Raw genomic sequence first — 11942 nt, 5'->3', positions numbered from 1 at the left:
ACCTCTTTTAAATATCCCCAAAGAATTTAAATACGATTTGGAACATTAACATAGCAAAGAATGTTGAATCGAAACGATCCAATACTCCTCCATGTCCTGGGAATAAGTTTCCAGAATCTTTTACGTTAAATTGTCGCTTGTATGCTGACTCTACTAAATCACCTAATTGTCCAAAAATGGATAAGCAAACCATTAAAAGTACAAATTCAAATACTGAGAATTGGACTGGGTTATAAAATGGAACAACGAGCAATCCTAATAGTACTGAACCAAGAACTCCACCAATAGACCCTTCAATTGTTTTATTTGGGCTAATATCTGGAGCTAATTTATGTTTTCCGAACTGGCGACCTGCTAAGTAAGCAAACGAGTCTGTCCCCCAAATGACGATAAAGACAAAAATTGCCATCCCAAAACTAATACTTCTAACAAATAGAATTCCAGAGAATCCACCACCGACGTATAAAGAAATCAGCGAACAAAACGCTGCATCTTCAAACGAAAATCGGTCACTCTTATAAACCGTTAACGTCATCAGTAACATAACCATTAAGAAATAAAAGAAGAAATAATCGATTCCTCGTGGCAGGGCTACTAATGGTTTTTGTGAAAATAAAAATGACAATGTGGCAAGTAATGTGAGCGCTCCTTCTGCTGAAAAAATATTCATTTTTTTCATTTGGAAGAATTCATAAATCCCAACAATCGCTAAAAGAGCTAGTAGCGTACGTAACCAAATATCACCGACATAAAGTATTGGTAAAAATATACCAACCGCAATGAGTGCAGTAATAACTCGTTGTTTCATCTATGCAAGACCTCCATAACGGCGATGTCTTCCTTGGTACGTTAGAATCGCTTTATGCAAATCTTCTTCTGAAAAATCAGGCCAGAAAATATCTGTAAAGTAATATTCACTATACGCTAATTGCCATAATAAGAAATTACTTAATCGTACTTCTCCACTTGTACGAATCATTAAATCTGGATCTTGTAAGTCTCCTAGGAAGCTTGTTTGTAACTTATTCGCAAAAGCTTCATCGTTGATATCTTCCACTGAGATTTCACCAGCTTGAACCTCGTTTGCTAGAGCTTTCGTCGCTTCAATGATTTCAGCACGTGAGCCGTAGTTTAAGGCAAATGTTAACACCATTCCTGTATTATTCTTTGTATCTTCGACGGCTTTTAAGACGACTTGTTTTGTTGATTCAGGTAATTCATCAATAAATCCAATTAGTTGGATTTTCATATTTCTTTCTTGAAGTTCAGGCATAAACGTTCCAAAGAAATCTCCTGGTAGTTTCATTAAGAAACTTACTTCTTCTGTTGGACGTTTCCAGTTTTCAGTACTAAACGCATACAAGGTCATCGCCTTTACTCCTAATTCATCAGCAGCAATTGCGATTCGTTTTACCGTACTCATGCCTTCTTTATGTCCCGCAATTCTAGGAAGATTGCGCTTCTTTGCCCAGCGCCCATTACCGTCCATAATCACAGCAATATGTTGTGGGATATTCTCTCGATCAATTGAAACAGATTCTGTTGTTTCTTGTGGTTTTGATTGTTTCTTCCAAAAAAGCATATTACCCATTCCTTTACACGTATTTCCTTTCTATTGTAACAGAAGTTTAAAGTCATTTATAGTATTCTCTTTTTCCTTATGAAAAAATTACAAAAACAAAGGCCCTGATTGGTTTCTAGGGCGAAAAATGGTATACTTAGAAACAGATTTATGAACCAGTAAAGGAGTTAACCATGATTACAATGAAAGATATCGTGTTAGAGGGACATCCTGCACTCAGAAAACGTGCTGAAAAGCTAACTTTCCCACTAACAGAAGAACAACAAGAACTTGCTAAAGAAATGTTAGAGTTCTTACATAATAGTCAAAACCCAGAAATTGCTGAAAAATATGAATTACGTGCAGGTGTTGGTCTCGCTGCACCTCAACTTGGTAAATCCATTCAAATGATTGCTCTTCTCGTTCCTGGTTTTGAAGATGAAGAACCTATTTTAAACGAAGTATGGATCAATCCTCGTATCATGCGTGAATCAGTGAAGAAAGCTTGCCTAAAAGAAGGTGAAGGCTGCCTTTCAGTAGAACGTGATGTACCAGGAATCGTTCTTCGATCTGAACGTGTGACTGTTAAATATCAAGACGTGAACGGTGATGAATTCGTACGCACATTAACAGACTACGAAGCCATCGTTGTTCAACACGAAATCGACCATTTAAACGGTGTGATGTTTTACGACCATATTAATAAAACACAACCAATGTATATCCCTAAAGGAGCGGTTGTCATTGGCGAATAAGACACCAATTTTAGTCTTTGATTTAGATGATACACTCTATTCAAAACAGCAAGTTTTCTTAACCGCCTTAAAGAAATGTTATCCAACATTTACAACAGATATCAATGTGTATCAGGTGTATCAAGAAAAAAGTGAGATTGCTTTTGAGCGATTTACAAAGGGGCAAATTACTTTAGAAGAAAACCACCTATCACGAGTTGAAGGCACACTTTCGGCTCTTGGACTGGACTCTTCAAAAGAATCAGTTATTCGTTTTAAGGAAACCTATCAATATGTAATGGATCATATCGAATTAGATAAAGACTGGTATCACTTTTTTGACAAAGTATCAAACCACTCTACTCTGGTTCTTCTTACAAATGGTCCAACAAGTCATCAGTCAAAGAAAATTACATCTCTTGGTTTAGCAAAGTGGTTCGACGCTTCAAGAATCTTCATTTCTGAGACGACAGGTATTCCTAAACCACAAGCTGAAGCATTTATGAATGTAGAACGACTTTTTCCAGATGTGAGCAAAAAAGACTTCTGGATGATTGGCGATGACCTTGTAAATGATATTGAAGGTGCAAAACACAGAAATTGGAATACGATTTATTTCAAATTTGGAGAAGAAGATTCCACTTTGACTCCAAAACCACTCTCAAGTCCAAAAGATTTGCTTGAAAAATTGCAAAAAGAGGCTCTCTTCGGCCTTTAAGATTATGAAAAAATAAGCATTCTATGATAAAATATGATAGAAACATTATGAAAAAAATTTAAAGGAGTACATACATGATTTTTAAAATTACTTACCAACCAACTAAAACGGAAGCTCCACGTCGTGAGAATACAGAAGCTTTATATATCGAAGCTAGTGACAAGGTAGAAGCCCGCCGCCTTGTGGATGAAAACACTGAATACAACGTTGAGTTTATCCAAGAGCTAGATGAAAAACACTTAGCTTACGAAAAACAAAACCCTGAATTTAAATTAACGGTGTTCAAGTAATATGAAACCAAATATTAAAAATAACGAAACGGGCGTATTTGCTTTTGGCGGTTTAGGTGAAATCGGTAAAAACACATATGGCGTTCAATTCCAAGATGAGCTCATCATTTTGGATGCCGGTATTAAATTCCCTGAGGATGATTTACTAGGAATCGATTATGTGATTCCCGATTACAGTTATATCGTTCAAAATATTAATAAAGTAAAAGGTCTATTTATTTCGCATGGACACGAAGACCATATTGGTGGGATTCCTTTCTTAATTAAGCAAGCGAACATCCCTATTTACGCAACGAAACTTGCGATGTCTTTAATCCGAAATAAATTAGAAGAACACGGTCTTTTAAGAGATGCAATTCTTCACGAAATTGATGAAGACAGCGTCATTAAATTCCGTAAAACACAAGTGAGTTTCTATCGCACAACCCACTCTATTCCAGATGCATTTGGGATTGTGATTAAGACTCCTCCAGGAAATATCGTGTTTACAGGTGACTATAAGTTTGACTTCACTCCAGTTGGAGAACCAGCGAACCTTCACCGTATGGCTCAAATTGGTTCAGAAGGCGTTCTAGTTCTCCTAGGAGACAGTACAAACTCTGAAGTTCCTGGATTTACTCAATCTGAACAAGTCGTTGGTAAATCCATTAAAGAAATTATCCAACGCGTGGATGGACGTATAATTTTTGCGACATTTGCATCAAACGTTTCTCGTCTAAAACAAGTAACAGATGTGGCTGTAGCAACTGGTCGTAAATTAGCTGTGTTTGGACGTAGTATGGAAGCCAGCTTCCGCACTGCGCGTGAATTAGGTTATATCAAGGCTCCAGATGATACTTTTATCGATGGACGTGAGATTAACCAATACCCTTCTGAAAAAGTCATTATTTTATGTACAGGTTCTCAAGGGGAGCCAATGGCGGCACTTAGCCGTATTGCCAATGGGACTCACCGTCAAATCTCAATTCAACCTGGTGATACAGTTATCTTCTCTAGTTCACCAATTCCAGGAAATACTTCAAGCGTTAACCGCGTCATCAACCTTCTTTCAGAAGCTGGTGCTGAAGTGATTCATGGTAAAGTCAACAATATTCACACTTCTGGACACGGTTCTCAAGAAGAACAAAAATTAATGCTTCGCTTAATGAAGCCTAAATACTTCGTTCCAGTTCACGGTGAATATCGTATGCAGAAGATTCAAGCAAACCTTGCAACTCAAGTGGGTATTCCAAAAGAAAACTCATTTATCTTAAGCAATGGCGATGTTCTTGCAGTTACAGCGGACTCAGCACGTAGAGCTGGTCACTTCTTTGCAGGGGATGTATATGTCGATGGAAATGGTATCGGCGATATTGGAAACATCGTTCTTCGTGATCGTAAGACACTCTCTCAAGATGGTTTAGTCATCTGTGTGGCTACTGTCGATTACGAAAACCGTGAGTTAGTTGCAGGGCCAGATATGCTCTCTCGTGGATTTATCTACATGAAAGAATCAGGACAACTTCTTAACGAAGCACAAGCCATTCTTCGTGATGAACTTGAAGAACTTTTGGCAGATTCAGAAGAAGTTTTAAACGAACGTGTACTACGTAATAAAATTACGGATGTGTTAGGTCCGTTCCTATTTAAGAAAACAGAACGTCATCCAATGATTCTTCCAGTAATTTTAGGAGTTACTGAAGCAGATGCTATAGAATAAATAAATTAAGAGGTGTACCGTAATTGCGGTACACCTCTGTTAGTTTATCAAATTCTTCACTAGATTTAAGCCCTTTCCCATGAAAATAATAGAGATTTCACAAAAATTGCAAACAAAAAAGAAGCAATCCCTAAGGACTGCTTCTGTTATTCATTCTTAATCTAAGAAATCTTTTAATTGTTTAGAACGGCTCGGATGGCGTAATTTACGTAATGCTTTCGCTTCAATTTGACGAATACGTTCACGAGTTACCCCGAATACTTGCCCTACTTGTTCTAATGTACGGATTTCTCCATTCTTATCAAGACCGAAACGTAAACGCAGAACGTTCTCTTCACGGTCTGTTAATTGTTCAAGAACTTCATCGAGTTGTTCTTTCAACAATGCGTATGCAGTGTGATCAGCTGGGCTAGTTGCGTTGTCGTCTTCGATGAAATCACCTAAATGTGAATCGTCCTCTTCCCCAATTGGAGTTTCAAGAGATACTGGTTCTTGAGCGATTTTTAGAATTTCACGAACTTTTTCAGTTGGTAAATCCATTTCTGCCCCGATTTCTTCCGGTGTAGGTTCGCGACCTAAATCTTGTAATAGTTGTCTTTGAACACGTACTAATTTGTTGATTGTTTCAACCATATGTACTGGAATACGAATTGTACGCGCTTGGTCCGCAATGGCACGTGTGATTGCTTGACGAATCCACCATGTTGCATAAGTTGAGAATTTGAACCCTTTTGTATGGTCGAATTTCTCAACGGCTTTCATTAAGCCCATGTTTCCTTCTTGGATTAAGTCCAAGAATTGCATTCCACGTCCTACATAACGTTTTGCAATTGATACTACTAAACGAAGGTTGGCTTCCGCTAATTCTTGTTTGGCTTCTGTATCGCCTTCTTGGATACGGAGCGCTAATGCAACTTCTTCATCCGCGCTAAGAAGTGGAACTCGTCCGATTTCTTTTAAATACATACGAACGGAGTCATTAATCTTCGTATTTGAAGATAAGGCAGTATCATCTTCTACAACAGCTGTCTCAGATTCGCGTTGGCTTTCTGCTGACAATTGTTGGCTTGTTGGTTCACCGTTAGCATCTACAACACTAACCCCTGCATCCTCAAACTTTTGAATTAATTTATCCATTCCTTCCGCATCCAACTCAAATGGGATTGCGATTTGCGCAGATAAATCATCGTATAAAATTTGACCGAATAATTTTCGTTCTGCAAGAAGCGCTGAAGTTGCTTCATTCAGTGTTTGACCTTTTTCATTCTTTTGAACTGTCATTCACCATTCCTCCATTCTATCTTTTCCTTAATTGTCGTTGAATCTCCATGATTTCAACCATCAATCTCTTTCTGGCTTCATCATCGTTCACAAGAGCAGCTCGATTCAACTCTTCCTTTTTTTGTGCTAACTGCTCTTTCAGAGTATTTTTTTGTGAAAGTACATATACTAAATCTTGAATCTCTTGTTCCGTACATTCTGGAGGAAACTGACCTAGTTCGATTTCAGACACCAGATTTCTGTTCATTAAATCTTTATCGTTTAAAAACAACATAAATTCTTGAACATCAAATTCCTCTTCTTCATTTCTAAACGCCTGAATATGTAAAAATAATTGCTCATATAATGCGTCTGGAAACGAGAATTCTGGATTAATACGATTCAGATATGTCCAAGCTTCATTATGATGCATCAAGCGATACATTAGATGCCTTTGAATACCTTCGTTTTTAATAAACGGTCTATTCATTACTGGCGCTTGTGTTTCAACGCTTGGTACAGGCGGTGCTTGGAAATTCTGCGAAGTTTGAACTTGCTTTTGTTTTACTTGATTTTGAATCGTTGTGTAATCAAGATTAAATTCATCCGCAAGAGACTTCATCGCTAGATTCTTTTCAACATCATTTGTGAGTTTCGCTAGTTCAATAATCATCTCTTCGATATACTGAATCTTTTGACTCTCAACTTGCAGTTGATATTTCTTAGAAAGGAATCTCTTTTTAAATTGATAGATGGTTTCTTGCCCGTGTTCAACTAAATCGATAAACGCTTGGGGTCCACGTTGTTTAATAAACTCATCCGGATCCAGCCCATTATCAAATGGAATAATACCAATCGTAAAAGCATTTGTGGATTGAATCATTTCAATCGCACGGTTTGTCGCTTCCAGACCTGCTCTATCACCATCATAAGCAATCAAAATCGTATCCGTTACATGACGAAGCTTTTGAATTTGCTCTGGTGTAAGAGATGTCCCCATTGAGGCGACCCCTAGTTGAACTCCCGCTTGCCAAGCAGAAATAACATCCATATATCCTTCAAAAAGGATGACTTTATTTTCTTTACGAATATTCTTCTTTGCTAAATCAAAGTTGAATAAGAAGTTTCTTTTCGCAAAGAGCGGTGTTTCAGGACTGTTTAAATATTTAGCCTGTGAAGCAAACTCATCTGAATACCCTGGCAACACACGTCCAGAGAACCCAACGATTTGTCCATGTTCATTACGAAGAGGAATCATAATCCGCTGGTTAAAACGATCAAAGAATCCTGATTGACTTTCAACGAATAGACCTGTCGCTTCCATTTCTTGTTCTGTTAGCTCTAAATCTTGTAAGAGCTGTGTCAGCTGCGTGCGGTCTTTTAACGAGAAACCAAATCCAAATTCCTTTAACGTATCAATCGTATAGCCACGATCTGTTAAGTAATGAAGTGCTTCTTGTCCACCTTTTGTATTAAATAGGACATGCGAGTAAAACTCACTCGCTTTTTCATGTGCCGCAAACAATTTTTTCTCTTTTTGAGGAATTGCTTGTTGGCTAGAAGGGATTTCAACATCGAGAGGAATATGTGCAAGTTCTGCTACCCTAACAACTGATTCTGGAAAAGATAAACTTTCCAATTCCTGCATGAAGTTAAAAACATTTCCTCCGCGTCCACAACTAAAACAGTGGAATAACTGTTTTTCTTCTGTGACGGTAAACGAAGGTGTTCTTTCATCATGGAAAGGACATCGGCCAAATAGGCTCTTACCTTGCTTTCTCAATTGGACAAATTGCCCTACAATATCGAGAATATTCACTTGCGATTGTATACTTTGAATCGTTTCTTTTGATAATCGTTGACTCATAAAAAAACTCCCTCCATACACTACGCCTAATGATACAGCATATAATATATCACAATTCGCGATTTAATGCAATGGAGCAAGCTTTTTTCTCCTCAAACAAAACAAGTGATACCGTATACGGTATCACTTGTTTTTTAGTCGGCAATAAATTCTTCAATCCACGCCCAAGCTTTCTCTACTCCTTCACCTGTTTCAGATGAGAATGTTAAGAAGAGATCTTCTGGTGGTTTGCCAAATGCTTTTCGAATCACGCTGACATGTTTATTCCATTTTCCACGAGGAATCTTATCACATTTCGTCATCACAATTCGATATGGAATATTGTAATACTCCAAAAATTCACGCATTTGAACATCTTCTTGGCTTGGTTCATGTCTAAAGTCCACTAAGATAAGTACTAAACGAAGAGGTTCGCGAGTCGTAATGTACTCCTCAATCATCTTCCCCCATTTTTCGCGTTCCTTCTTAGACACTTTAGCATATCCATATCCTGGTACATCCACGAAATAGAACTGTTCATTAATATGATAGAAGTTCAATGTTTGTGTTTTACCCGGTTTACTTGAAGTACGTGCTAAGCTTTTACGTTGAATCAACTTATTAATAAAAGAAGATTTTCCAACGTTAGAACGACCTGATAATGCAATTTCTGGAAGGTTTCCAGAAGGATATTGTGCTGGTCCTACAGCACTAATTGTAAATTCGGCTTTATTAACCTTCATTTTCTAATCCTTTCTGAGTTGGCAACTTCACGAAGAATAGCAATACTGAACCAATTAAGAACAAGATAATTAATGAGAATACACCATCTAATGAATTACCAGTCATTTGAGCTGTAATCCCTAATAGTGTTGTTCCTAAGATTGATGAGAATTTACCAAAAATATTATAGAATCCAAAGAATTCATTCGCTCTATTGGCCGGGATTAATTGGCCAAATAATGAACGGCTGAGTGATTGTACCCCACCTTGAGCTGTCCCAATAAGAATTGCTAAGATAAGGAAATCTGTGTATGAATTTAACCATAACGCCATCACACAAATTAAAATATACGTACCAATTCCAAGGAATAATGTTTTCTTGTTACCAAAGCGTTTTGATAAGTATCCATAAAGTAAACTAAATGGAAACGCCACGATTTGAACAATTAATAAGATAACAATCAAGCTATTGCTATCGAGTCCCATGTCAGCCCCGATTGCTGTCGCCATTTTAATAATCGTACCTACTCCGTCGATGTAGAAGAAATAAGCGAGTAAGAATAAGAATACTTGTTTATGTTCACCAATACGTTTAATCGTTCCCCATAAACGCATGAAACTTTCTTTAATAGGTTTCTCTGGTTTTTCAATAAATGATTTTTGAGTTACATGCAACCAGTACGGAACCGTAAAGATAAACCACCATGCAGCTGTAATGAAGAAACCAGCCATAACGATTGCGTTTGAATTCAATCCACTAAACTGCATAATCATCATAAATAATACAAACGGGAATACACTTCCGATATATCCATATCCGTATCCAGCTGCGGAAATTCTATCCATACGATCATAAGTTGTTACATCCATAATCGAACTATCATAGAAAATGTTCGAAGCTGAATATCCTATTGCTGATAAAGTATACAATGCTAATAATAAAATCCATTGATCTGTTTCGGCAAACATCATTCCAATAACCGAGAATACACCTAATAATGTACTCCAAGTAAACATAGGATTACGATATCCTTTGTAATCCGCTAAAGCTCCAAGAACAGGTGCCATAATAGACACGGCAAATGTCGCAATCGAGTTGGCATATCCTAAAAATGCAGTTGAATCAGCCGCACTGACGCCAGCATTAGAAGATACGGTTTTAAAATACAACGGAAAAATGGCCGTAGTAATCATTAAAGAATAAACTGAATTGGCCCAGTCCTGCATAATCCAAGCAAATTCTTCTTTTGTGTAATGTTTCGATATTAAGGATTTTAATCCTTTCATGCTTTTATCTCCCTTAATCATATATTCTTAAATAAAAATAGAATGCAATATAATGCACCCATCATATCACATTCTATCCTAACATATTTTGTTGAAAATCCCTAGGAAATCAATCGATTTTCTTCATCATACAAATCAGGTTCGCCAGTTCCGTTCACAATAGCTTCTGTAACGACCACTTTTGTAATATCTTCACGACTTGGAATTTCAAACATTAAATCCATCATCACTGATTCAATAATACTTCTTAAACCACGCGCACCTGTACGACGTTCAATTGCTTTAGCAGCAATTGCTTGAAGCGCTGCTGGTTCAAACTCTAATTCCACGTTATCCATGGCAAAGAGTTTTTGATACTGCTTCACTAATGCATTCTTTGGTTTCGTTAAAATATCGACTAAATCGTCTTTACTTAACGGTTCTAACGCTGCAGTGATTGGAAGACGTCCAATAAACTCTGGAATAAGTCCGAATTTTTGTAAATCTTCTGGAATAATCAACTGCATTAAACTTTCGTGACTTGATAAGTTTTTATTTGAAGATCCAAATCCGATTACTTTAGCACCAAGACGTTCTTTTACGATTGTTTCAATTCCATCAAACGCTCCACCAACGATAAATAAAATATTCGTTGTATCGATTTGAATGAGTTCTTGATGTGGATGTTTACGGCCTCCTTGAGGCGGAACAGATGCAACAGTTCCTTCTAAAATCTTCAGTAAGGCTTGTTGAACCCCTTCACCACTTACATCACGAGTAATCGATACATTCTCGCTCTTACGGGCAATCTTATCAATCTCATCGATGTAAATAATCCCTTTTTCAGCACGTTCAATATCGTAGTCTGTCGCCTGTAATAGTTTTAGAAGAATATTTTCAACGTCTTCACCAACATAACCCGCTTCAGTTAATGTAGTCGCATCCGCGATTGCGAAAGGTACATTTAAAATACGCGCTAATGATTGAGCTAAATAAGTCTTCCCAGAACCAGTTGGTCCAATTAAACAAATATTACTCTTTTGTAACTCAACATCGTCATCTTCACTAAATAAGTGATTAATACGTTTATAGTGATTATAAACCGCTACTGCTAATGATTTTTTTGCATGTTCTTGGCCAACAACGTAATCATTTAATACTTTTAGGATTTCTTGAGGTTTTAATACCTCAATCATTTCATCCATCGTCATTGAAGAAAATTCTTCATCAATAATTTCTTTACATAAATCAACACATTCATTACAAATAAATACATCAGGACCAGCGATAATTTTCTTTACTTGTTCTTGTGATTTTCCACAGAATGAACATCTTACTTGTTTTGTTTCATCTTTATACAATCTGAAACCTCCATTCTTTTCCTGATTTTTCATTTTAAGAGTACCATAAGTCTCTATTTTCAACAAGAAATGTTGTTTCAAAAAGCGCCGGTCTCTAGGGCACTGACCCCCGTAAATGAGAATTAAATAAAAACACCTCCAAGTTGGATTTGGTACAATATTATCAAATACGCATGGAGGTGTCTTTTTATGGTTAAAAATCGTGTTGCTTATTCAGCCGATACTAAAAATAAAGCCGTAGAAATGAAATTACAGGGATATAGTACAAAACAAGTAATGCAGGAGTTAAACATTAAAAACAAAACGCAAGTAGAAACATGGTTTAGATGGTATAAAAATGGAGAAACACATCGTTTCCACCAACAGGTGGGTAAACAATATTCTTATGAAAAAGGAATGGCTAAACTTTCTGAAATCGATCAATTAAAATTAGAATTACGAAGAAAAGAAGTTGAATTAGAAATATTAAAAAAATACAAGGAAT

Annotated in this window: 12 protein-coding genes; 5 read left to right on the top strand and 7 right to left on the bottom strand. The window is 36.9% G+C overall.

Translation table 11 applies throughout. The features are described 5' to 3' along the window. Nucleotides 1-7: 7 nt before the first annotated feature. Both ADH02_RS06445 and ADH02_RS06440 read right to left on the bottom strand, forming a co-directional pair. Nucleotides 8-808 carry a phosphatidate cytidylyltransferase gene (locus ADH02_RS06445; RefSeq protein WP_048783535.1) on the bottom strand — a complete coding sequence of 267 codons (801 nt, stop codon included), beginning with the start codon at nt 806-808 and terminating at the stop codon, nt 8-10. Then, on the bottom strand, nt 809-1591 hold the full coding sequence (locus ADH02_RS06440) for an isoprenyl transferase (RefSeq protein WP_048783533.1): 783 nt from the start codon (nt 1589-1591) through the stop codon (nt 809-811). 164 nt (nt 1592-1755) lie between these two features. On the opposite strand from ADH02_RS06440, the gene def reads away from it, so the two are divergent. From def to rnjA, 4 genes are all read left to right on the top strand, one after another. Continuing rightward, a complete protein-coding gene (def, locus tag ADH02_RS06435) occupies nt 1756-2316 on the top strand; it encodes a peptide deformylase (protein WP_048712097.1) in 561 nt (186 codons plus the stop codon). Beyond that, nucleotides 2306-3013 carry an HAD family hydrolase gene (locus tag ADH02_RS06430; protein ID WP_048783531.1) on the top strand — a complete coding sequence of 236 codons (708 nt, stop codon included), beginning with the start codon at nt 2306-2308 and terminating at the stop codon, nt 3011-3013. Before def ends, ADH02_RS06430 begins: the two co-directional genes overlap by 11 nt. Nucleotides 3014-3087: 74 nt before the next feature. After that, nucleotides 3088-3303 carry a DNA-directed RNA polymerase subunit epsilon gene (locus ADH02_RS06425; RefSeq protein WP_005605573.1) on the top strand — a complete coding sequence of 72 codons (216 nt, stop codon included), beginning with the start codon at nt 3088-3090 and terminating at the stop codon, nt 3301-3303. Nucleotide 3304: 1 nt separating this feature from the next. After that, entirely contained in the window at nt 3305-5002 is a 1698-nt protein-coding gene (gene rnjA / locus ADH02_RS06420) for a ribonuclease J1 (RefSeq protein WP_048783529.1), read from the top strand. 156 nt (nt 5003-5158) lie between these two features. Here the strand turns inward: rnjA and rpoD are convergent, their stop codons facing one another. The 5 genes from rpoD to clpX form a co-directional block, all read right to left on the bottom strand. Next, nucleotides 5159-6283 (bottom strand): RNA polymerase sigma factor RpoD, encoded by a 1125-nt coding sequence (gene rpoD / locus ADH02_RS06415; RefSeq protein ID WP_048783527.1) that lies wholly within the window; start codon nt 6281-6283, stop codon nt 5159-5161. Nucleotides 6284-6299: 16 nt separating this feature from the next. Beyond that, entirely contained in the window at nt 6300-8129 is a 1830-nt protein-coding gene (gene dnaG / locus ADH02_RS06410) for a DNA primase (RefSeq protein ID WP_048783525.1), read from the bottom strand. A gap of 134 nt (nt 8130-8263) precedes the next feature. Next, nucleotides 8264-8851 (bottom strand): ribosome biogenesis GTP-binding protein YihA/YsxC, encoded by a 588-nt coding sequence (gene yihA / locus ADH02_RS06405; RefSeq protein WP_048714065.1) that lies wholly within the window; start codon nt 8849-8851, stop codon nt 8264-8266. Next, the gene (locus ADH02_RS06400) at nt 8841-10118 is read right to left on the bottom strand and encodes an MFS transporter (RefSeq protein WP_048783523.1); all 1278 of its coding nucleotides are present in this window, start codon (nt 10116-10118) and stop codon (nt 8841-8843) included. The genes yihA and ADH02_RS06400 overlap by 11 nt, the downstream gene beginning before the upstream one ends. A 101-nt stretch (nt 10119-10219) precedes the next feature. Further along, a complete protein-coding gene (gene clpX, locus ADH02_RS06395) occupies nt 10220-11491 on the bottom strand; it encodes an ATP-dependent Clp protease ATP-binding subunit ClpX (protein WP_048783521.1) in 1272 nt (423 codons plus the stop codon). 156 nt (nt 11492-11647) lie between these two features. Here clpX and ADH02_RS06390 point away from each other — a divergent pair. Further along, a partial coding sequence (locus tag ADH02_RS06390; protein ID WP_048782010.1) for a transposase occupies nt 11648-11942 on the top strand: 295 nt, incomplete at its 3' end.

The sequence above is a fragment of the Streptococcus sp. 263_SSPC genome (genome assembly GCF_001071995.1).
Lineage (GTDB): Bacteria > Bacillota > Bacilli > Lactobacillales > Aerococcaceae > Granulicatella.
The sequence above is the reverse complement of the archived record's forward strand: the minus strand, read 5'-3'. Positions and strand labels throughout refer to the sequence as shown.

What these genes read in the sequence shown, in the direction of transcription:
- ADH02_RS06425 (WP_005605573.1), top strand. Translation starts at nt 3,088, where the DNA reads ATGATTTTTAAAATTACTTACCAACCAACTAAAACGGAAGCTCCACGT.
- def (WP_048712097.1), top strand. Translation starts at nt 1,756, where the DNA reads ATGATTACAATGAAAGATATCGTGTTAGAGGGACATCCTGCACTCAGA.
- rpoD (WP_048783527.1), bottom strand. Translation starts at nt 6,283, where the DNA reads ATGACAGTTCAAAAGAATGAAAAAGGTCAAACACTGAATGAAGCAACT.
- yihA (WP_048714065.1), bottom strand. Translation starts at nt 8,851, where the DNA reads ATGAAGGTTAATAAAGCCGAATTTACAATTAGTGCTGTAGGACCAGCA.
- rnjA (WP_048783529.1), top strand. Translation starts at nt 3,305, where the DNA reads ATGAAACCAAATATTAAAAATAACGAAACGGGCGTATTTGCTTTTGGC.
- ADH02_RS06445 (WP_048783535.1), bottom strand. Translation starts at nt 808, where the DNA reads ATGAAACAACGAGTTATTACTGCACTCATTGCGGTTGGTATATTTTTA.
- ADH02_RS06440 (WP_048783533.1), bottom strand. Translation starts at nt 1,591, where the DNA reads ATGGGTAATATGCTTTTTTGGAAGAAACAATCAAAACCACAAGAAACA.
- dnaG (WP_048783525.1), bottom strand. Translation starts at nt 8,129, where the DNA reads ATGAGTCAACGATTATCAAAAGAAACGATTCAAAGTATACAATCGCAA.
- clpX (WP_048783521.1), bottom strand. Translation starts at nt 11,491, where the DNA reads ATGAAAAATCAGGAAAAGAATGGAGGTTTCAGATTGTATAAAGATGAA.
- ADH02_RS06400 (WP_048783523.1), bottom strand. Translation starts at nt 10,118, where the DNA reads ATGAAAGGATTAAAATCCTTAATATCGAAACATTACACAAAAGAAGAA.